Here is a 20,670-nt window from a genome sequence, read left to right as displayed (position 1 = left end):
CCGCCGCACCGCGCGCCGCGCCGCCCACGCGCTCGCCGCCGCCCACTGCTGGACCGGACGGCGGCGGCGGCGCGGTGGACGCCGTCGCGGGATCGATGCCGGTGTTGCTCTTGGCCCAGCTGTAGCACGCGCCGTCGTCGCTTTGCTGTTGCTGCGGGCTCTGCCCATTCGACGGATAAGCCATCGGCTTGCTTTGCGCCGCGACGTTCTGCGCCAGCGCGGCGATCACGACGGCACTGACCGCGCGCCCTCTCATTGCGTTCATGGTCACTCCTTGTCCTCGTCGACTACGTTCGAGCACGGCGCATGCGATGCGGTTAATCACGCGCTCGGCAATCACAGGGATCGCATGTCGGGACGCCATGCGCGAACGGGCACACGTACCCGCTCGTCGCGCGGATACACGAACATTAAAGGCGCTTTGCACCGCTCAGTCCAGCGATGTTTGCGCATCACCACTCGAACGGATGCGGCATTAACGAGGCGCCAACCCGATTGCCAACAAGATGCGCCATATGTTTCGGTATCCGAAACGAATACGCCGGAGAACGTTTCGCAAAGAAGCGCACCGGCTGACAGATTTCGACAGCCGAAGTCCAGCGGCCACTTACAATTCCCCTCGTTCGCGACTTCTTCGCTCAACTCCGGCGTCTGGTAATCTGCCCGGTTTCTTCGCCGTCAAAACATAATCGAACCGCTTATGGATACACCCTTCAACGAACGCGGCGTGACGCTCTCGCGCGCCGGCCTTTCCGCTTCCGGACAGATGATTCCGCTGCGCGAATTGCGCGCGGCGCGGGTCGTGAAGATCGAGCGCAAGAAGCCGCTGCCGATCATCATCGCGCTGATCGGGCTGGCGGTGCTCGGCGCCGGCGTGGCAACCGGCTCGGGCGCGGCGCTCGTGCTCGGCGCGATGATCGTCGTGGTGGGCTATCTGTCGTGGATCACGCAGGACGTGGTCTATCAGCTGATGGTCTCGACGCCCGATGGCGAACGCGAACTGCTGATCACCAAGGATCAGGCGTTCGCGGACCGCGTGGCGGCGCTCGTAGGCGATGCCGTGGCGAAGCACGCGGCGCGTCCGCAGGCGTGATTTCGGCTGGCCGCACGCTCGCGGCCAGCTTCTTACCGCCGGTCAATCGAAGCTCAACGGCTCCACATGCCAGATCTCGCGCGCGTACTCGGCAATCGTGCGGTCCGATGAAAAAATGCCCATTCCCGCGACGTTTTCTATGGCGCTTCTCGTCCACGCGTCCTTGTCGCGGAACTTGAGATCGACTTCGGTCTGCGTCTTGTCGAAGCTCTCGAAGTCGGCGAGCACCATGTAGTGATCGCCCCAGTCCACGAGCGTGTGGAAGATGTCGTAGAAGCGATGCGGCTCGTCCGGCGAAAAATGCCCGAGACGAATCTGGTCCAGCGCGAGCTTCAACTCCGGGTTCTCTTCGTAGATCAGCCGCGGCCGATACCCCGCCGCGCGCAGCGATTCGATTTCATCGGTCGTATTGCCGAAGATGAAGATGTTCTCGCGCCCGACCGCCTCGCATATTTCGATGTTCGCGCCGTCGAGCGTGCCGATGGTCAGCGCGCCATTGAGCGCGAGCTTCATGTTGCCGGTGCCCGACGCTTCGGTGCCCGCCATCGAGATCTGCTGTGAAAGATCCGCTGCCGGAATGATGAGTTCCGCGACGCTCACGCCATAGTTCGGAATGAAGCCGATCTTCAGCCGGTCGCCGACGAGCGGGTCCGCATTCACCTTGCGCGCGACCTCGTTGATGAGCTTGATGATGTTCTTCGCCATCTTGTAGGCCGACGCGGCCTTGCCCGCGAACATCACCACGCGCGGCGTCCAGTCGCGTTCCGGATTCTCGCGAATGCGGTTGTAGCGCACGATCACATACAGGATGTTGAGCAACTGCCGCTTGTATTCGTGGATGCGCTTCACCTGCAAGTCGAACAGCGCCTCGGGATTGATGACCGCGTTGGCTTCGCGCCGCGCGCGTTCCACGAGACGCAGCTTGTTGGCGAACTTCGCGTCGTGGAATGCCTTGCGGAACTCGGGATCGTCGCGCCATTCGCGCAGGCGTCCGAGCTCGAAAAGGTCCGTGCGCCAGCGCGGCCCGATGCGCTTGTCGATCAGCGACGACAGCGACGGACTCGCCTGCGCGAGCCAGCGTCGCGGCGTGATGCCGTTCGTCACGTTCGTGAAGCGGTCCGGGTACATGCGCGCGAAGTCGGAGAAGATGTTCTGCACCATGAGTTGCGAGTGCAGCTTCGAGACCCCGTTCACCTTCTGGCTCGCGACGATGGCGAGATGCGCCATGCGCACGCGGCGCTGGCCGAATTCATCGACGAGCGAGATACGGCGGATCAGTTCGACATCGCGTCCGAACTTCTCCGTGACTTGCTTGAGGAATTGCGCGTTGATCTCGAAGATGATCTCCAGATGCCGCGGCAACAGGCGCGCGAGCATTTCCACGTCCCACGTTTCGAGCGCTTCGGGCATCAACGTGTGATTCGTGTACGAGAACATCTGCTGCACGAGCTTCCACGCCTTGTCCCAAGGCACGCGATGCGTATCGACGAGCAGGCGCATCAGTTCGGGAATGGCGAGCACCGGATGCGTGTCGTTCAGATGCACGGCGACCTTTTCCGCGAGCCGGCCGAAATGCGTGTGCGTGCGCTGATAGCGGCGAATCAGGTCCTGCATCGTCGCGGACACGAAGAAGTATTCCTGACGCAGACGCAATTCGCGGCCGGCCTGCGTCGAATCGTCGGGATATAGAAGACGCGACACGTGCTCGGACGTGTTCTTCGCTTCCACCGCGCGGCGGTAGTCGCCCTGATTGAACGCGGAGAGATCGAATTCGTCGGTCGCGCGGGCGGACCATAGCCGCAGCGTGTTCGTGGCGGTGGTCGCGAAGCCGGGGATGACCGTGTCGTAGGCCATCGCGTTGACGTGCTCGGTGTCGATCCAGTCGATGCGGTCGTCGTGCTGCACCGTCCGCCCGCCGAAATGCACGGTGTACACCACTTCCGGCCGCGGAAATTCCCACGGATTGCCCGCGCGCAGCCAGTAATCGGGCATTTCGACCTGATTGCCGTCCACGATCGTCTGCCGGAACATGCCGTATTCGTAGCGAATGCCGTAGCCGAAGCCCGGCACGCCGACCGTCGCCATGGAATCCAGAAAGCAGGCCGCGAGCCGCCCGAGACCGCCGTTGCCGAGCGCGGCGTCGGGTTCGAGGTCCTCCAGCGCGGCCAGATCGACGCCGAGACTCGCGAGCGCGTCGCGCACTTCGTCGTGAATGCCGAGCGCGAGCAGCGCGTTGGTGAAGGTGCGGCCGATGAGAAACTCCATCGACAAGTAATAGACGCGCTTCACGTCCTGCTCGTATTGCTGGCGCGTCGTGCGCATCCAGCGGGCGACGAGCCGGTCGCGCACGGCGAGTTCCGCCGCATGCAGCCAGTCGCGCGGCTGCGCGGTCGCCGCGTCCTTGCCAACGCCGTACATCAGGCGGTTCGAGATGGAGCGCCGCAGCGCCTCGACGGTGCTGTTGAGCTGGTCGAATTCCAGGTCGACGGATGTCATCTAAACCTCCGGTGTTTTCAACTTATGCAACGACAGCGACGGGCGCCGCGAGTTCGGCCGGATTTCGCATGACCGACTGATTTCGCGCACAAGCGCGCGGACGCGGTCGCCCGAAAAAGGCAGGTTACGCCAGTTTTATTTTTTTTGGTATGACGAGCCGCGCGAAGGTTCCAGCCTTTGTGGCGAGAAAACCCGGTAAATTTTATTTCGGATGCCGAACTACTTAGCGTCCACGGCGCGGCGCGCGGCCCGCGATCACGAAGAGCGCGGCCAGCGAAACGGCCAGCAGAATGAGGGCGAGCGCCGACGCGGGCAGATAGTAGCCGCGATTGACCTGCCCGACCACGACGATAGGCACGGTCGCGAAGCCCGGCGGATAGACGGTGAGCGTCGCGCCGAGTTCGCCGAGCGACAGCGCGAAGCCGAGCGCGAGGCTCGCGCGCACGGCCGGCAGCAGTTGCGGCAGCACCACGCGCGAGAACACCATGCCCGGCGGCGCGCCGAGACTCGCGGCGGCTTCGCGCAACGTGGTCAGTTCCGGGCGCAGCGCGGCGGCGGCGCAGCGGTAGCAGAACGGCAGCACGAGCGCGAGCTGCACGAGAACGACGATGGCCGCCGACCCGGACAAATCGACCGGCCGCTTGTGATACGCGATCAGCACCGCGAGCCCCAGCACGACGCTCGGCACGCCGCTGCCCGCCATCGCCACTGCATCAACGAGGGCGCCGAGCGCGCCGAGCCCGCGACGGTCGCGCCCTTCGAGCGCCAGCGCGAGCCACAAGCCGAGCGCAGTGCCGAGCACGGCGACGGCGAAGCCGGTTGTCAGGCTCGTCGTGAGCGCGTCGAATTCGCTGGAGCCGAGCCGCGCGAACCAGCGCGCGCTGAAGCCATCAGGAAGAATCGTGCCCGACCAGTGCGACGCCACGCTCGACAGCGCGACCACGATCACCGGCAACACGAAAAGCCAGAAGCACACGAGCGCGACAAGACACATCGCCGCCATGCGCAACAGCGAGACCCGTTTGAACGATGCCGAAAGCTGCATGTCAGCGACCCTTCGTGCGCGCATCGACGCGGCGGTACAGCGCGTAGAGCGAAAGCGACATCAGCAGCATGACGACCGAGCCGGCCGCCGCCGCGCGCAGATCGAGATCGACGGTAGCGGCGCTGTAGATGGCGATGGGCAAGGTAATCAGATGCGCGCTGCCGAGCACGAGCAGAATGCCGAATTCGTTCAAGGTCAGCAGGAAGCACAGAATGGTCCCCGCCGCGATGCCGGGCCACGCGATCGGCAGCACCACTTTGGTCGCGACCATCCAGCCATCCGCGCCCAGGCTTTTCGCGGCTTCGACGAGACGCATGTCGAGCGTGGCGTAGGAAGCAAGCGTCGGACGCACGACGAACGGCGCATAGAACACGACTTCCGCCAGAATCACGCCGCCGATGCCGAACAGGAAATCGAGCGGCGGCGCTTCCAGCGACAACATGCGCTGCAATCCGATGCTCACCGCGCCCTGCGATCCATACAGAAAAATCAGCGTGAACGCGACGAGAAACGACGGGAACGCCACGAAGAGTTCGAGAAAGCGCGTGAGGAGCTTCGCGCCGGGAAACGGCCGGAAGAACAGCATCGAAGCCAGCGCGACGCCGAGCAGCGAGGCAATCGTCGCGCTCGCGAAGAGCACGCCGAAGGTGGTGCCGATCACGCCGCGCGTCTCCGGGTTGCCGAAGAACGCGGTGTACGCATCGAAGGTGAGGCCGTGCGGACCCGTTGCACTCAGCCACACGAGGCGCGCGAGCGGATACACGACGAGCGGCCCGAGCACGAAAACAAGGATGAAAAACAACTGCCACTGCGCGCGCTTCTCGCGACGCCGCGCCGCCGCCCGGTGCGCGGCGAAGTCGCTCCCGTTCGCCGCCGTTTGCGCGACGCTGTCAGGGACGAACAAGGACGACATCGTCAGCCTCGAATCGAAGAGAAACGCGCGCGCCTTTTTCGGGCATGCGGGCGTGGCCGCGCTGCATCGTGACGAGCACGGGCTCGCCGGGCAGCGCATCGAGCGCGACGGCAATGGACAGCGCCGCGCCGTACCAGTCCACCGATGCAATCGTGCCGTGCAGCGGGCCTTCGCCGAGCGGCGCAATCGCGAAACGCTCGGGACGGATGCACGCAAGACGCTCGCGCTCGTCGTGACGCGCATCGCCGACCGGATACACCACGCGCGGCGGCAGCAGATTCGCCGCGCCGAGATAGCGCGCCACGAAGCCGTCGTTGGGCGCATCGTAAAGCTCGCGCGGCGCGCCGAGTTGCGCGATGCGGCCATCGCGCATCAGAAGCGTGCGATCGGACAGCACGAGGGCGTCGTCCTGATCGTGCGTCACGCAGATGATCGTCAGATTCGGTAGACGCTCGTGCAGCGCCTTCAGTTCGCTGCGCACGGACGCGCGCAGATTCGCGTCGAGCGCGGAGAGCGGTTCGTCCAGCAAGAGCACGTCCGGCTCGATCACGAGCGCGCGCGCCAGCGCCACGCGCTGCTGCATGCCGCCCGAAAGCTGCGCGGGCATCACGTGACCGGCATCGGCGAGCTGCACGAGCTTGAGCGCATCGGCGACGCGCCGCGCGATTTCCGCCGCTTTCAGCTTGCGCGCGCGTAACCCGAATGCGACGTTGTCGAACACGGACAGATGCGGGAAGAGCGCGTAGTTCTGAAACAGCAGGCCGAGATTGCGGCGATGCGCGGCCACGTGCGTCAGATCGCGCCCGGCGATGCTGAGCGTGCCCGCAAGCGCGTCCGCGTTGTCGAATCCCGCGATGAAGCGCAGGAGCGTGGTCTTGCCGCATCCGCTTCGGCCGAGCACGGTCAGGAACTCGCCGCGCTCGATATCGAGCGTGAGATCGTCTAGCACCGTGCGCGCGCCGAAGCGCACGGTCAGCCGCTCGATGCGCACGCCGGACGTCGCGGCGAGCGAGCGTTCCTCGCGCGCGGCCGGCGACAGTGCAAGCGTGCTCACGACTTCGGCTTCACGACTTCGGTCTGCTTGCCCGAATTGCCGACGACTTCGTTCTTCCATCGGTCGGTCCAGCCGGCCTTCTTCTGCATCACTTGATTCCAGTCCACCGGGATCAGCCTGACGCCGGAAATGGCCTGCTTGACCGTATCGCCGTTCTTGCCCGCGAGCGGCACGTCGGTGCGCGCCGGGATGCCGTAGATGTCCGGCACTTTCGCCTGCACGTCGGCCGACATCAGATAGTCGATCAGCTTCTTACCTTCCGCCTGATTCGGCCCGCCCTTGATGAGACCGATGGCGTACGGAAGCTGGAACGTGGTCGGCGCTTCGCCTGCGGCGTGCGAGAGAAAGAGCGGCTTGATCGACAAACCGCCGTTCGCGGCATCGTCGAGATCCATTTGCAGGTCCCCGTTCGCGAACGCGATTTCGTTACGCGAGAGCAGCACATCGAGATAGCCCGTGCCCTTCGTGTGGAACTTGGCGCTCCGTTCGAGCGACTTCAGATAGTCGAATGCCTTGTCCTCGCCCATCAGCGCGGACGTCAGGATGATGACCGCCATGCCGTCGCCGGCGGTCGCCGGATTCGAATACGCCACCTTGCCCGCGTAGTTCGGATGCAGAAGGTCCGCGAACGTCTTCGGCGCGGTCTTCGTGACTTCCGGATTGATCGCGAACGAGAAGTAGTTGTTCACGAACGTGGCCCATGCGCCATCCGGTGCCTTGGCGATGGCCGGCACGTTCTTGTAGTTCACGCTCTGATAGTTCTGCAGAAGCCCGCTTTGCGCGGCCTGCTGAATGAACGGCGGCAGCGTGACGATGACATCGGCCTTAGGCGAGTCCTTCTCGACGGTCGCGCGATTCACCACTTCGCCGCTTCCCGCCGTCACGATATTCACCTTCACGCCTTCTTTCTTCTCGAAGGCGGGCAGCACGTCCTTATAGAGATTTTCGAGGCCGTCGGCGGTGTATAGCACGACCGCGTCGGCGGCCAGCGCGGGCGTCGCCGCGAATGAAGCCAGTGCAGCCAGTGCAATCGATGCGCACGCGCCGGGCAGCAGCCGGCGCGCGAAGGATGAATCGCGGGTCATGTAGGGTCTCGTGGCTGGATGACAGAGGACGGTAGAGGCGAAGCATTGCAGAGCTCTGTGACATCGGCGTGACTGCGCGGCGCTGTCATGTGCGCCTTCGGCTGTGCACGGTTGAACAAGACGGCACGCGCGATTGCGTCGATACTGCTGCCTTTTTGGTCTGCCTTTTTGGTCTGCCTTTTTGGTCTGCCTTTTTGGTCTGCCTTTTTGGTCTGCCACTTTGGTCTGCCTCTTTGGTCTGCCACACTCGCTCATGCTCTCCTTGCTCATTGCGCCCGTATTCGTGTTTCTATGGTCGACGGGCTTTATCGTCGCGCGGGCGATCACGCCTTACGTCGACCCGAATCTGTATCTGCTCGCGCGCTTTAGCGGCACGACGCTGCTGTTCGTCGTGCTGGCGCTCGCTGCCCGCGTGCCATGGCCGAGTGCCCGCGATGCCGCGCGGCATCTCTTCGCGGGCGCGCTGCTGCAAGGCGTGTATCTCGGCGCGGGCTACTGGGCGGTAGCGCAAGGTCTGGGGGTCGGCGTGATGGCATTGCTGGGCGCGCTTCAGCCGCTTCTGACGGCGGCCATCGCGGCGCGTGTGTTCGGCGAGCGGCTTTCAGCGCGATCGTGGAGCGGGCTGCTCGTGGGCCTTGCGGGCGTCGCGCTCGTTCTCGCGCCGAAGCTCGCGCAAAGCGGCGCGCCAGCGGCGCATAACGCGAACGCCGCGCCGCAATGGCTCGTGGTGACGATCGCGGTGGTCTCTGTTTTCGCGATCACCGCGGGCACGCTGTATCAGAAGACATCGCTCGCGAGCGCCGATATCCGCAGCGCGAGCGCCTTGCAGAACGCGGGCGCGACCATCGTCGCGGCGGTGCTCGCGCTGTCGCTCGGCGAACACCGCTTCATTCCGACGATGACGACCTGGGCGTGCATCGCGTGGGGCGTGCTGATGCTCTCAGGCGTTGCGACGACGCTCCTCGTATGGATGGTCCGCCGTGGCGATGCATCGCGGGCGACGGCCCTGCTCTTTCTCGCGCCGCCGCTCGCCGCGCTGATGAGCTATCTCGCGTTCGGCGAGACGCTCGGCGCGCTGCAATTGGCGGGGTTCGCCGTGGCGTTGGCGGGCGTGGTGCTCGCGCGGTCGAAGTAGCGTTCGCCGCGTTCAGTCGACGGAATTCGCGCCCACGGGCGTGCGCGCCCGCGCTGCCTTGCCCGGTCCCGGCGACCACGCGGGCCGCGCCTTCGCGCGGCTATCGACGACGACGAGGTAATGTCCCGCCCACGGCGTCGTCTGCCGGGTGGGCTTCAGCACCCACATTGATTCGCCTTCGGCCGCGCGCGCTTCGTACTGCGCATCGAGGATGCCGTGGTGATCGAAGAACGTATTGAGCGTCGACGGAATGCGCACGCAGCCTTTTGAATGCCGCATGCCAAGAAGCGGCTCGAGCTTGTCGGGATCGGTGGCGTGCATCTGGAAGCGCATCGGCGAGACGCCGCCTTTGCCCCAGCCGCGTTCGCCATCGGCCCAACCGAAGTCGTAGATGCGCATGTCGCGCGCCCCGTAGCCGCGAATTTTGAATTCGTTTTCCGTGCCCTCCGCGCGAAAGTCCATGTTGCCCGGCACGTGCTGGAACACGCCGAGCGGCGTCAGGAAGTGGTCGTATGTGCCGGGCCGTCCGGTCGATACCGGCGATGCCCCGATCATCGACCAGGCATCGCCCGGCTTCGCGCGAAAGTAGACGAAGATCGCCTGCACGTTCTCGCTGCGGTCGACGAGCACGACGAATTCGTTCGCCAGATCGCCGTGGCCGTGTTCGTCGAGCGCGTGCTGCAGGAGGCCGGCATAGGCCTGCTGTGCGGCGAGCGGCACGTTCAGGCGGCGATCGACTTCTTTCGCGAAGGTCTGACGCATAGCGTAGGCGCCCGTCGCGGGCAGGCCGGTGCGCTGCGCGACGTTCGGCTCGGGCGGCTCGGGCGGAAGCGGGACCTCGGGCGCGGCGGCTTCGGATGCGGCTTCGGATGCGGCGGAGGCGGCTTCGGCTGATGATGCCTCGCTTGCGGGCGATGCACCGGATGCTGCTGACAGTCCGCTTTCAGCCGATGCTTTGCGTGCCGTTGATGCCTTACTTGCCGGCGATGCCCCGCTTGCTGCGGATGCATCCGATGGCGCTGACGCCGCCGATGCTCCTTGCGGTGTCATTGGCACCGGCATCGCGGGCAGGGCGCGGGGCGGCGCGCTCGCTGCCTGTGGCGCACTGGCGCTACGCGGAAAAGGCGGCGCAGGCGGCACGGGCGCAGGCGCGATGCGCCCTTGCATGACCGTCCCCGACAACGCCGGTTCTGCGCGAGCTTGCGGCATGCAGCTGGACAGTGCGATCAGTGCCGCGACCCCGATGATTCGTGCGCCGCTTGGCGTCTTCTCGTTATTTCTTTCGTGATGCATTGAATGATCCGCTTGAAACTCGACCACGGACGGATGCTGGACCGTCCAGTTCAACGAACGCACGCATCGACAAAAAAGCCGGTGTTTTTTTGATGGCACCGGCTTCGCTGTGAAGTTGAGTTCTAGCCATGGTCGCAGCAAAGTCTGTTCCGGGAGCCGTGGCGGCTTGCGGTTCGTGGTCTGCAACAGCGGTTAGCGGTCACGGGGCGGCTCAATGGGCAGTATGCCTTGTTTATAGGAGCCGATACGCATATGAGCGAGATTCTTTCGTCGACACGATAAGTTTGTTCAGAATCCGGATCCCGCATCGCCTCAATCGTCATCGGCTCGCGGTCGAAGCACCTTATTTTGAGGTGACTGTGGCAAGAAGCCGCAGATAGTCACCGGCGAAAAACGACGGCTCGGGCCTTTCGCCGCACTAGTGCCCACACTCATTGCATCGACCGCGTGCAAATATGGCTTGCAAACTTGAACGTATCGCTTCAGGGTGAGAAGAGATAGTGAGTGACGGTAAGAATCGCGAACGGCAGTTTCGCTCAATCCTTCCGCTGATCGATCATATGACCGCTCACATAGGCGTCGGCACCCATATTAATGATGTACTCAGACCCGCTCTTGTCCCGATAGAAACCTTCCGGGGCATCCCATTGGCAGCAGGAGAACCGCAGCCGTTTCCAATCTGCCCAACTAACAAGCCAGTCATCCACTTGTTCGAGATGCGTTCCTTTGACGCGGTAGATCGCCTTGAAGCCCGGAACTGGCGGCGCGCCCATATTTGTTGCCTCACACCGAAGAAACTCGATGTCACGCCGACTGTGACCTATTCTTTTTAGGTAATCTCCGCACGTCACCGGTGGTTCAGGCTTTTTGTCGCAGTATTCGCCGCAGTCGAACGTCAGGGCATGAGCCTTCGCACGCGCAGAGGCGGCCGGCCTTTCCGACTTCGGACTCGCCGCAGCGATGGTACACGCGCATGACAGATAGATCGCAACCGCCCAATTCACTTGGTAACCTCGAGGTTGGCAACGTAGCGCCCTTGCGTGTCAGGCAATCGATGAGAAATAAGACAGTTGTAGACTTCGTTCCACCGATCGAGCGCATAGACCGTCACACAGCCCTCGGAAAGATTTCCAACGTGGACATACCGCGTAGAGTTGCCCTCTGAACCCGCCAGTTCGATTGGAAACCATACCTGATCCGCGATAACTTCGCCCATGCCAGTGCGCGCCGCAAAATCAACGTAGAAGTTCGTATATGACGCGTCATGGGGAGCATCGGGAGCCATAATGCGATGAACGCCAGGCGGGATGGGAGTATATTGGCCGCCCCACAGACTATTGAGTGTTACGCTTATAGCGTTTCCGCCAGACACTCTTAATGTGCCCCATTGCTGGTCTAAGACTTCATTGCTGCGCGCTGCTGAAATGGCACGACTTCGGGTCGCGTATTTAACGCTCAGTGTCGTAGGTAACATGCTCGGGGGCGTCTTGGACAAGAATCGATCGACGAACTGATCGGAGATGAATACGGTCTCCCCAACGTAGTCACTCGTGCCATCGGCTACCGTGAAGAAGGCGTGCCCTTCTGACGACTTTATAAGCACAACCTTTGTGTATTCACAGAGAGCAATAGGTCTTCCCGTATTCACACGCTTAGCATGCAGCCAACGCTGCCGATCGGTCGGCATTGTCACGTATCGAACTTCAGCTATAGCCTTATGGGTACTGCCTCGATTGTCATTCGTCACCGCCCTGCGGTTCCGCACATAGTCAGCATATGAATCAGCCATCTTCACACCAGTAGCTCAAGTTCAATATCCATCGACATGCTAGTGCGGACACGCACTGTCTCGCCCGCCTCATTCGTTGTCCCTTCCTGCGTCGAGCCGTCGCCCATCTTGAGCCGGAAACGCTGGTTGGAAACTGGATTGCCGTCATCATCGACCAGCACGATCAGTTCGTCATAACCAAAGGCGCAACAGTCCGACGACCACGGACTGCCTGAAGGCAGAACCTGAGCATATGAACCTGACGTATCTTCGATGACCCAGCTCCTTCCGTATCGGGCCAAGATGACCGGCCTGGTGTCGCACTTGCACCGCACGAAGTCACCGGCCACGGCCTGTCTTCGGCCTGACAGAACGTCATACACTCGTGCGTTGTCACCGCAACCCGATCCGCCGATGATCGTCCCGACGCTCTTGCACTTTCCGCAGTAGGCGTTGCCGCCCACGAATGCCATTGTGCGATTGCCGTCGTCGCTGAAAAATGCGTTCACACCCGAGGACATCACATAGCTGTCGGGACTGCTGGAAAGCGGATCGCCTTCGACCGCTGAGAAATATTGACCCATCGCGCTACACCGACCCTTCAGAGTCACGGTCTATCGGAGTGCTCATATAGGCCGCAAAGACATGCGTCGTCCTGTTCTTCATAGCGTCTCCCATCATTGTTGTTGCGGGAGCTTGAAGTTATCGGATCGCGTTTTACTTTTGGAGTCCTTTATAGTAATCATTTGTCGCTGAATCGGGCGCGCATCTCGCGCCGGTAAGACGATCATCGCCCAATGGCCGGAATGAAAGCGATACACATGCGCAAAGACAGCTATTGCTTACGCAGTTACGCAGTATCACGGCCTTCTGCGGAGACCGCAGTGACGGTTTAGCTGATTATGCTGACTGCGAGGGCCACCACGAGCCGCTAGACAGGAGTTGCATGAAGTGCGGGCCCGAATCGCATCGACAAAATCGCATCACCCACGACGACCTCCCTCAAAACCCCTGACAAGACATACTAGAAAGATTCGGAAAGAGATTCGCCCAGTCCCCCGCCATAGCCGACTGCGCGGCCTTGAGCGTCATGTCGCCGGTGCAGACGCAACGCTTCAGATAAACCGCGAGCCGCTCCTTGCGACGCTGGCCGCTGCGCCCTTCCCAGCGGCGCACGTCGAGGTTGGCGGGCGCATTCGGCGAGCCGCCGAGGAGCACCGGCATCCGGTGATCCAGCGCGTATTCCGACGCGAACGATGCGTCGATGCCGCGCTGCTTCAAGAGCCGCTCCTTCTGGCGCATCTGCGTCTCGAAGGACGGCAACACGCGATCGACGTAACCCGGCACGCAAATGGTATCGACGATGGTGGCCTGCGTGACGTGCGGGTCGAGCCAGTCCGGCTGCTGCGCGCGCGCCGCATCGGTGCAAAGGGTCGCGGCCGTCGCGATGCACGCGAGAATCACGAAGGCCGCCGCCCGCACGACGCCATGCGAACGACGACGGATTGCGTATGTGTCCCTTCGATTCATGCCTCGTTGGCGCAAGCTGATCGCGCGGCCAGCGCACGGCCGCTAATTCGAGATGAACGGAGGTTCAATTAGAACACACGATCAAGAACATACGAATGACGAGCGGTGCGCAAGCGCGCCGGTCACACCGAACGCCGCGCAACGGCGGCGTCGAGCGCGGCATCGAGTGTCAGCGCGGCATGCTCGAAGGCGGCGAAGGCTGCGTCGATGGAGGCATCGTCCTCGCCGTTGCGGTCTTCGTCGATGGCGCGGTCGCAGTCCCGCTGAAGCGCGACGCACGTCTCCTGGAACCGCGCCGCGCCGATAACCGCAGCCGCCCCCTTCATTCGATGCGCGATCTCGCGCAGACGTTCGTGATCGCACGCGTTCCTCGCCGCATGCGCCTCTTCGAGATCGTGCGCGTTGGCCGATCGGAGCGTCTCCAGGAGCGTCGCGGCCTGATCGCCGAAGGTGACGAGCGTGGCGGAGTCGAAAGGCGGCGTGGCGTCGGTGCTTACTGTGACATCCCGGGTCCGTTGCGGGGGCGTCGACTGTGTTGTCGTGGCTTGTATGGGCTCTGAGATCGCGGGCGCGGTCGGCCTGCCCCCCTCTCGCTCGCTTTCAGCGATCCGTCCCGCCTGCCCGAATCCAGCTTCCCGCTCGTCCCTGCTCGCGGCGACCGCCAGCGCATCGCGCAGCGCATCCAGCCCGATCGGCTTCACGAGGCACATCGTCATGCCCGCGGCCACCGCGCGCCGGGCCGCCTCGGGCTGCGCATTCGCCGTCAGGCCGACAATGGGCGTCGCGCGTGCGCCGAACGCGTGCGTGGCTTCGTCGGCGCGGATGGCTTCGGCCAACTCCTCGCCGCTCATCTCGGGCATCGAGCAGTCGGTCAGAATCACGTCGAACGCGCCCGGATGGTCGCGCCAGCGCGCAAACGCGCTGCGGCCGTCCACGGCCACCTCGGTCGAGCCGCCGAGCAGCCGGATCTGCCCGTCGAGCACCATGCGGTTCGCAGGATGATCGTCGACGACGAGCACGCGCAAGCCCCTGAGCGCACGCGCGGTCTCCAGCGCCGGATCGCGCGTTTCGGAAGGCTGTGGCAGCGCCGTCTCCTGCGCTTCGGGAAACGCGGCGCACACGGTGAAGCGGGTTCCGTGTCCGGGCGTGCTCGCGAACGCGATGCTGCCGCCCATCATCGACACGAGCCGCTTGCTGATGGTCAGTCCGAGCCCCGTGCCGCCGAAGCGCCGCGCGCCGCCGTCGTGGGCCTGCACGAACGGCGTGAAGAGCGACGCCTGCCGCTCCGGCGCAATGCCGACGCCCGTATCGGACACGACCAACGTGACCGCGCGCTTGCCGTCGCGCGGCGGCGCGACATCGCACGCCAGCGTGACCGCGCCGGCATCGGTGAATTTGATCGCGTTGGACAGCAGGTTGCCGACGATCTGCCGCAGCCGCTGCGCGTCGGCCATGATCCACGCCGGGCCGTCGCGCTCGCCGTGCCGCTCGACGACGAGCGCGATGCCCTTCGCCCGCGCCGCCGGCTCGTAGATCGCCGCGACGCTCGCGATCCACGCAAACAGCTCGACCGGCGATGGCGCGAGCACCAGCCGCTCGGCTTCGATCTTCGCGACGTCGAGCAGATCGTCGATCATGCCGAGCAGATCGCGCGCCGCGTGATGCGCCGTGCGCAGCGACCGCTCGGTTGCCTCGCGGCTGCCGGGCGCGCGCAATTCGAGTTCGAGCAGGCCGAGCACGGCGTTCATCGGCGTGCGGATTTCGTGGCTCATCGTCGCGAGAAACGTGGACTTCGCGCGGTTCGCGGTCTCCGCTTCCTCCTTCGCGGCGCGCATCGCGTTTTCGGCGGCGATGCGTCGCACGATCTGCGCGCGCAGCGAGACCGCCCACGCGGCCAGCACGAGCACGAGCGCCCCGCCGAGCGCCGCGCCCAGTTCCACGCGCGGACGCCTTTCTTCCCACAACGTTTCGGGGTGCTCAGTAAGTTGCCAGCGCGCACGAAGGGCTTCGAGCTCGTGCGGCGGCAGCGCCGTAAGCGCGCGATTCAGAATGTCGAGCAACACGGGCTGATTGCGCGCGACGAGAAACACATGCGGCGACGGTTTCGACGACAACACGCCGCTGATCGTGAGCCTGCCGCGATACGGATTGCCGACCGCGTAATTGGCGAGCTTCATGTCGAGGACGGTCGCGTCGGCCTTGCCGTTCGCGACGGCGGCGAGCTGGCCGTCGCCCGGACTGGCATCGACGATGCGCGCCGCCGGCGCTTGTTCGCGCAACGACGGCCCCGCCGGGTATCCGGACGGCAACGCGACGCGCTTGCCGGCGAGCGCGGCGGCATCGGCGAGCGGCGGCGCGCCCGCGCGCGTGACGATGGCGACGAGCCCTTCGCCGAACGGCACCGACGCGGCGAAGTCCGGATCGTCCGGATCGCGCGGCACGCTGATCGGCAGGAATGCGGATTCGCCGGTCTTCACGTCGCGCTCGATCCGCGCGATGTCGCGGCGCAGGCGTCCCTCGAAGCGCAGCCCGGTCATGCGCGAAACGACTGCGAGCAGGTCCGGCGCGAGACCGGCGGGCTGACCGCGTGCGTCGCGGAACATGAGCGGCGGCGCGTGAGAGAGCATCGAGTAATAGACGACCGGATGCGCCGCGATCCACGACTTCTGCTCGGGCGTAAGTACGAGCGTGCCCTGCGCCGATACTGCGGTCATCGCCACTTCCCAGCGAGCGCGGGCGACGATCATGAAGCGCGGCGGCAGGCGCGCCAACGCGGCATCGACCCGCTGCGCCAGCGCCTGCGCGTCCGGCCGGCCCGCTGCGAACGCGAAGCTGTAGCCGCCCTCGTCGAAGGGCGCGAAGCCCGTGACCGCGAGACCGGGCAAATCGAGGTGTCCGATGCAGTACGCAGCGGCGGTCACGTCGCCGGCGAACGCATCGGCCTGACCGAGCGACACCGCGAGCAATGCCGAAACGGTGTCGGGGTAAGCGGCGGGCGTCATCGACGGATACGCGGCCGCAAGCCGCGCGGGCGATGTCTGCGTCTCCACGTACGCCATGCGATGCGTGGCGGCGTGCTTTGCAAGCGGCTCGACCATGACCGTCTTGATGGGCAGATAAGGTCGCGAGAGCAGCAGCGGGCCGCCGGGATCGTCGCCGGTCGCGCCGGTGGCCATGTCGATTTCGCCGCGCGAGAGCGCATCGATGAGCGCGGCGCGATTCGGATAGCGCCGCCATTGCGGCGTCATGCCGAGCGATTCGGCCACCGCCTGCGCGAACTCGACGGAGACGCCGCGCGGCGCGGCGTCCGGGTCCGCGTGCGGGCCTGCGGCGACATCGAGCGGAGGAACCATGCCCGGCACCGCGCCGATCACGAGCCGCGCGCCGGCATGGGAAGCGCCCGCCGTCAGCGCCGCGAGGAGCCATGCGACAGCGAGCAGAAAGCGCAACGCGCGTTGCGGCCTCGAAGAATGAGACACGCTGCACCCCCAATCCGAGCGGTGCAGCTAGTGTGTCAGAAAGCGCAGGACGCGCCAATCGGACAGCCGACGAGCCTTTGACACGTTCGCGCGTGCCGTTGCGATACCCGAAACGGCACGCGCCGCCTTACTGCGCGTTCTCCGGCGAAAGCGCCTTGCCCGCCTTGTCCGCCGTGACCTTCTGCAGCGCGATGATCCGGCTCATCGCTGCATGGTTCGACGTCGCTTCGCTGTACATCTTCGCGAGATCGGCCTTCAGCTGCGTGCGCGAACCGCCGTCCAGATAGACCATGTGCCCCGACGGATAGAACGTCGCGGAGAGATTCTGCCGCACGGTCTTGTCGATGAGCGGCATCTGCTGAAGATCGAGGATGGTCTGATAGAACGGCGTCACGAAGTCATACATGCCGTTTGCAGCCAGCACCTTCAGATCCACGTTCAGCGCCATCACCGCGGCGAGATCGCCCGCCGTGTACAGCACGACGTTGCCCTTCGCATCGACGCCCTTCTCCTCGCCGGTCGGATCGGTGTGCTTGAAGTCCCAGTTGATGAACGCCTGATCGTTGAGGTCCGTGAATGAAGACGTGGACGTGAACTTCAACTGCTCGTTCAGGTAGCTGTTCCACATCGCCGTGTACACGCCGCTCACTGCCGTCATCGTCGGGTCGTTGCCGCCGCTGTTCGGGTCGATCTTGCCCGCGATGCCCGTCGATACCGCCGTCACGCGGCCATCGTAGGAGCCCAGCGACTCGCCTTTGGACTTGAGCAGCGTCGTCAGAAAGAGCGAGTTGCCGCGGCTGTCGTAAGCGGCGATGTCGAGGCTCCACGCCAGCAGCGTCACCTTGTCGATGCCCGTGTATTCCGCGAGCTTTTCGACCACTTCGTCGTCCGTCTGCGGGAACTTGCGCAGCGCGTTCAGGTAGTCCGTGCGCGCGAATTCCGCGACTTCCTCCATGAAGTTCAGCAGGTTCGTCGGCGTCGGATGCACGCCGAGCTTCTTGTGGTACCACGCATCGGCGGCGGCGGTCGGCAGCGCGCCCACCGGATTGCCCGCCTGCCGGTAGTCGAGAATCGACGATTGCAGCGTGATGCCGTTCAGATCGACGCCGTCTTCATGCAGCCGGTACGCGAGCACGCAACTGCGCGCCGTGCCGTACGATTCGCCGAACAGAAACTTCGGCGAATTCCAGCGGTTGTTCTTCGTCAGATAACGCTTGATGAACTGCTTGATCGAATCGGCGTCCTGATCGACGCCCCAGAAATCGCGATTCTTGTTCGGCGCAATGGCCGCAGAATAACCGGTGCCGACCGGGTTGATGAAGATCAGGTCGCTCTTGTCGAGGAGGCTGTCCGCGTTGTCCTCCATCTCGTACGGCGCGGGCGGCGTGAAGCTCGGCATGGCCGTCTTGATGCGGCGCGGCCCGAACGAGCCGAGCAGCACGAACACCGACGACGAGCCCGGCCCGCCGTTATAGAAGAACGTGAGCGGGCGCTCTTCCTCCTTAGCGCCGTCCTTCGTGAACGCGACATAGAACATCTTCGCGTCCGGCTTCGAACTACTCGGGTCCACGGTCACCAGATGGCCGACGGTCGCGGTGTACGCGATCTTCTCGCCGCCGATGGTCACCGTGTGATGCGTGATCGCGGCGTTCTCGTCGGCTTCGGTCGCTTCGACCGAATCGTCGGGGCCGTTGCCGTAGGCGACCGGATCGAAATACGGCTGGTCCTTCTTGCCCCCGCCCTTGGCGGGCGCTTTGGCGGGTGCCTTCGCCGCGCGTTCGCTGGCGGCGGGCTCGCTCGGCTCGTCCGGCCGGGGCGCGATGGCGCCCGCATCCGGCGCGACGCCCGTGCCGGTGTGGCCGTGAATCGTCTTCGTTGTCAGTGGATCGGAGTTCATCGTGATCGCTCCAGAATCATCGTCGTGGTTGTTGTTCACTGTCGTGGCTCCGCTTGTGGCTCAGCGCGTGCTCGACTGCCGTGCCTGGCCGCCAGCGGGCGTGAGCGCGGCGGCGATCTTTTCGCCGTCCGGGCTGCCTAAACCCGTGCATGCATCCCATCCCGCCGATGCCGCAAAGCTGCCGTTGTTGCCCTGCGTGATATCGCGAAACGCGGTCTTCGCCTTGTACAGCTTCGGATTGACGAAGCCGCACGGCGCGCCGTTGATGGCGTTGATCCGCGCGATCAGCGCGGCCCACAGCGGCGCCACCGCGCTCGTGCCGCCGACGACGGTTTCCTCGCCGTCGATCACGACTTCGTAGCCGGTTTGCGGCGAGGCGTCGCCGGCCACGTCGGGCACGCCGCGCTTCGAAAGCGGCGTGTGCTTGCCGCCCGTGTGCGCGACGCTCAAGCCCTTCTGCCACGCGGGCAGCGGAAACACCGCGCTGACCCCGCCGCCGCCCGAGCCGCCCTGATCGCCGTCGTTCCACACCACTTCATGCGTGATGGACTGCGCCGACGCCGCGAGGCTCGTGCCGCCGCAGCCGAGCACATACGGGCTTGAGGCCGGGAAATCGACGTGATTCGAGCCGTCGCCCACGCCGTCCGACGAGCCGCTGTCGCCCGCTGCCGCGCACACCGTCACGCCAAGCGCGGCGGCGCTTTGCAGCACGTCGTTGAACGCGTTGATGGCCTGCGACGTCCAGCTCGTCTCGGGTCCGCCCCAACTGATCGACACGACGGACGGCTTGTTCGTGTTGTCGTGAATCGCGCGATTGACGGCATCGACGAAACCCGCGTCGCTGTTCGGCGCGAAGTACACGGCGATGCGCGCGCCCGGCGCGATGGCTCCCGCGATTTCGATGTCGAGCATCACTTCGCCGTCCGGCCCGTTCGGATTGCCCGTCGGTGCGTTCTTCGCGTTGTCCACGCTCACCGACACGACTTTCGGCGACCTCACGCCGAGCTTCGCGAAGTACGCGGACAGATCCGAGTCGCGATAGCCGCCGCCAAGCTCGATGATCGCAATGCACTGCCCCGCGCCGTCGCCTTCGGGGAAGTCGTAAAGAGCGGCGAGATCGACGGGCGAAAACGATGCAGGCGTGACGCCGCGCGCCGGCTTGAACGGCGGCCGGAAGCGGAAATGCGGGCGCGCCTGCGGCCGGCTGTCGAGGCCGAGCACGGCGGTAACGGCGTCGTGGATATCGTCCGGGACGTTCACCGGGCCGCTGCGCCCGCGATACTCGCCGATGTTGTGATGCTGGAAGCGTTCGAGCTTCACGTCGAACGCCTTCTGGAACTGGTCGATGCTGCCTTTGAGCACGACGCTGCGCGTGCTCGGCTCGGCGCGCACGACGGTCAGGCCGTTCTCTGCGGCAAACTTCTTGATTTTCTCGACATCGTCCTCGGATGCGCCGAAGCGCTTGTCGAATTCGTCTCGCGTGACGGACTGCGCGGGAGCGTCCCCCGCGTCGATGCGCGCCATCATCTGGCGAAAGCCCGCTTCGTCCTTGCGCCGCAGCATGACGATGACTTCGATCTGCTCGCCGAGGTCGCACGCGCCGACGCACTTCGCGCCCTCGGGATGGGTTTTGTCGCTGCCGCTAACCGGTTGCTTCGCCATGGTATCGATGCTCCTCGTAGGCTTTGAAGGTCAAAGGTTCTCGATCCTGCCGCTTGCCGCGCATCCGGCGCGCGTGCCTCGCTCGTCGCTTTCTTGACTGCTTTTTCTTTTGCGCGAAGCACGCCGCTTATCGTCTTATTTTCCTGACGCGAATGCAATCGATGCAATGGGTCGGACCGTTGAGTGAAGAATGCAGTTCCGGCGGGACAATCCGTGTCCC

The 20,670-nt window shown here is 64.5% G+C and carries 15 protein-coding genes and 1 pseudogene; 2 read left to right on the top strand and 14 right to left on the bottom strand.

The features are described from left to right. Positions 1 to 256 (bottom strand): annotated as a pseudogene (locus NCR35_RS15395) (hypothetical protein); the annotation flags it as partial. A gap of 444 nt (positions 257 to 700) precedes the next feature. Between NCR35_RS15395 and NCR35_RS15390 the strand changes: the two are divergent. Beyond that, on the top strand, positions 701 to 1,093 hold the full coding sequence (locus NCR35_RS15390) for a DUF6232 family protein (protein ID WP_250535020.1): 393 nt from the start codon (positions 701 to 703) through the stop codon (positions 1,091 to 1,093). A 42-nt stretch (positions 1,094 to 1,135) separates the two neighbouring features. On the opposite strand, the gene NCR35_RS15385 is transcribed toward NCR35_RS15390, so the two are convergent. The 5 genes from NCR35_RS15385 to phnS form a co-directional block, all read right to left on the bottom strand. Then, on the bottom strand, positions 1,136 to 3,589 hold the full coding sequence (locus tag NCR35_RS15385; RefSeq protein ID WP_244849921.1) for a glycogen/starch/alpha-glucan phosphorylase: 2,454 nt from the start codon (positions 3,587 to 3,589) through the stop codon (positions 1,136 to 1,138). Positions 3,590 to 3,812: 223 nt separating this feature from the next. Beyond that, positions 3,813 to 4,592, bottom strand: coding sequence for a 2-aminoethylphosphonate ABC transport system, membrane component PhnV (gene phnV / locus NCR35_RS15380; protein ID WP_250535025.1), 780 nt, complete (start codon positions 4,590 to 4,592; stop codon positions 3,813 to 3,815). A 43-nt stretch (positions 4,593 to 4,635) separates the two neighbouring features. Next, positions 4,636 to 5,547: a 2-aminoethylphosphonate ABC transporter permease subunit gene (gene phnU, locus NCR35_RS15375; protein ID WP_250535019.1), complete on the bottom strand. Its 912-nt coding sequence runs from the start codon at positions 5,545 to 5,547 to the stop codon at positions 4,636 to 4,638. Then, positions 5,525 to 6,601 carry a 2-aminoethylphosphonate ABC transport system ATP-binding subunit PhnT gene (gene phnT, locus NCR35_RS15370; protein WP_250535018.1) on the bottom strand — a complete coding sequence of 359 codons (1,077 nt, stop codon included), beginning with the start codon at positions 6,599 to 6,601 and terminating at the stop codon, positions 5,525 to 5,527. Before phnT ends, phnU begins: the two co-directional genes overlap by 23 nt. Then, positions 6,598 to 7,686: a 2-aminoethylphosphonate ABC transporter substrate-binding protein gene (phnS, locus tag NCR35_RS15365; RefSeq protein WP_250535017.1), complete on the bottom strand. Its 1,089-nt coding sequence runs from the start codon at positions 7,684 to 7,686 to the stop codon at positions 6,598 to 6,600. The genes phnT and phnS overlap by 4 nt, the downstream gene beginning before the upstream one ends. A 253-nt stretch (positions 7,687 to 7,939) precedes the next feature. Here phnS and NCR35_RS15360 point away from each other — a divergent pair, with 253 nt between their 5' ends. Continuing rightward, positions 7,940 to 8,821 carry a DMT family transporter gene (locus NCR35_RS15360; RefSeq protein WP_250535016.1) on the top strand — a complete coding sequence of 294 codons (882 nt, stop codon included), beginning with the start codon at positions 7,940 to 7,942 and terminating at the stop codon, positions 8,819 to 8,821. A 12-nt stretch (positions 8,822 to 8,833) separates the two neighbouring features. Here NCR35_RS15360 and NCR35_RS15355 read toward each other — a convergent pair whose 3' ends face one another. The 8 genes from NCR35_RS15355 to NCR35_RS15320 all read right to left on the bottom strand — a co-directional run bounded on the left by NCR35_RS15355 (position 8,834) and on the right by NCR35_RS15320 (position 20,450). Further along, positions 8,834 to 9,871: a L,D-transpeptidase gene (locus tag NCR35_RS15355; RefSeq protein WP_502801682.1), complete on the bottom strand. Its 1,038-nt coding sequence runs from the start codon at positions 9,869 to 9,871 to the stop codon at positions 8,834 to 8,836. A 779-nt stretch (positions 9,872 to 10,650) separates the two neighbouring features. Beyond that, the gene (locus tag NCR35_RS15350) at positions 10,651 to 10,965 is read right to left on the bottom strand and encodes a DUF4952 domain-containing protein (protein WP_250535023.1); all 315 of its coding nucleotides are present in this window, start codon (positions 10,963 to 10,965) and stop codon (positions 10,651 to 10,653) included. A 149-nt stretch (positions 10,966 to 11,114) separates the two neighbouring features. Beyond that, positions 11,115 to 11,801 carry a hypothetical protein gene (locus NCR35_RS15345; RefSeq protein WP_250535014.1) on the bottom strand — a complete coding sequence of 229 codons (687 nt, stop codon included), beginning with the start codon at positions 11,799 to 11,801 and terminating at the stop codon, positions 11,115 to 11,117. Between the two features lie 104 nt (positions 11,802 to 11,905). Beyond that, positions 11,906 to 12,466, bottom strand: a complete 561-nt coding sequence (locus tag NCR35_RS15340) for a PAAR domain-containing protein (RefSeq protein ID WP_250535013.1) — start codon at positions 12,464 to 12,466, stop codon at positions 11,906 to 11,908. Between the two features lie 418 nt (positions 12,467 to 12,884). After that, complete coding sequence (locus tag NCR35_RS15335; RefSeq protein WP_250535012.1) at positions 12,885 to 13,412, bottom strand: hypothetical protein; 528 nt, start codon at positions 13,410 to 13,412, stop codon at positions 12,885 to 12,887. A gap of 122 nt (positions 13,413 to 13,534) precedes the next feature. Next, positions 13,535 to 16,891, bottom strand: coding sequence for an ATP-binding protein (locus NCR35_RS15330; RefSeq protein ID WP_250535011.1), 3,357 nt, complete (start codon positions 16,889 to 16,891; stop codon positions 13,535 to 13,537). A gap of 127 nt (positions 16,892 to 17,018) precedes the next feature. Beyond that, on the bottom strand, positions 17,019 to 18,788 hold the full coding sequence (locus NCR35_RS15325; protein ID WP_250535010.1) for a S10 family peptidase: 1,770 nt from the start codon (positions 18,786 to 18,788) through the stop codon (positions 17,019 to 17,021). A gap of 60 nt (positions 18,789 to 18,848) precedes the next feature. Continuing rightward, entirely contained in the window at positions 18,849 to 20,450 is a 1,602-nt protein-coding gene (locus NCR35_RS15320) for a S53 family peptidase (protein WP_250535009.1), read from the bottom strand. Positions 20,451 to 20,670: the final 220 nt, after the last annotated feature.

The organism is Caballeronia sp. AZ10_KS36 (genome assembly GCF_023631105.1).
GTDB lineage: Bacteria > Pseudomonadota > Gammaproteobacteria > Burkholderiales > Burkholderiaceae > Caballeronia.
Note: the sequence above shows the minus strand (reverse complement) of the source record. Positions and strands in the feature narration are given on the sequence as shown.

What these genes read in the sequence shown, in the direction of transcription:
- NCR35_RS15390 (WP_250535020.1), top strand. Translation starts at nt 701, where the DNA reads ATGGATACACCCTTCAACGAACGCGGCGTGACGCTCTCGCGCGCCGGC.
- NCR35_RS15385 (WP_244849921.1), bottom strand. Translation starts at nt 3,589, where the DNA reads ATGACATCCGTCGACCTGGAATTCGACCAGCTCAACAGCACCGTCGAG.
- phnV (WP_250535025.1), bottom strand. Translation starts at nt 4,592, where the DNA reads ATGGCGGCGATGTGTCTTGTCGCGCTCGTGTGCTTCTGGCTTTTCGTG.
- phnU (WP_250535019.1), bottom strand. Translation starts at nt 5,547, where the DNA reads ATGTCGTCCTTGTTCGTCCCTGACAGCGTCGCGCAAACGGCGGCGAAC.
- phnS (WP_250535017.1), bottom strand. Translation starts at nt 7,686, where the DNA reads ATGACCCGCGATTCATCCTTCGCGCGCCGGCTGCTGCCCGGCGCGTGC.
- NCR35_RS15360 (WP_250535016.1), top strand. Translation starts at nt 7,940, where the DNA reads ATGCTCTCCTTGCTCATTGCGCCCGTATTCGTGTTTCTATGGTCGACG.
- NCR35_RS15355 (WP_502801682.1), bottom strand. Translation starts at nt 9,871, where the DNA reads ATGACACCGCAAGGAGCATCGGCGGCGTCAGCGCCATCGGATGCATCC.
- NCR35_RS15345 (WP_250535014.1), bottom strand. Translation starts at nt 11,801, where the DNA reads ATGCCGACCGATCGGCAGCGTTGGCTGCATGCTAAGCGTGTGAATACG.
- NCR35_RS15340 (WP_250535013.1), bottom strand. Translation starts at nt 12,466, where the DNA reads ATGGGTCAATATTTCTCAGCGGTCGAAGGCGATCCGCTTTCCAGCAGT.
- NCR35_RS15335 (WP_250535012.1), bottom strand. Translation starts at nt 13,412, where the DNA reads ATGAATCGAAGGGACACATACGCAATCCGTCGTCGTTCGCATGGCGTC.
- NCR35_RS15325 (WP_250535010.1), bottom strand. Translation starts at nt 18,788, where the DNA reads ATGAACTCCGATCCACTGACAACGAAGACGATTCACGGCCACACCGGC.
- NCR35_RS15320 (WP_250535009.1), bottom strand. Translation starts at nt 20,450, where the DNA reads ATGGCGAAGCAACCGGTTAGCGGCAGCGACAAAACCCATCCCGAGGGC.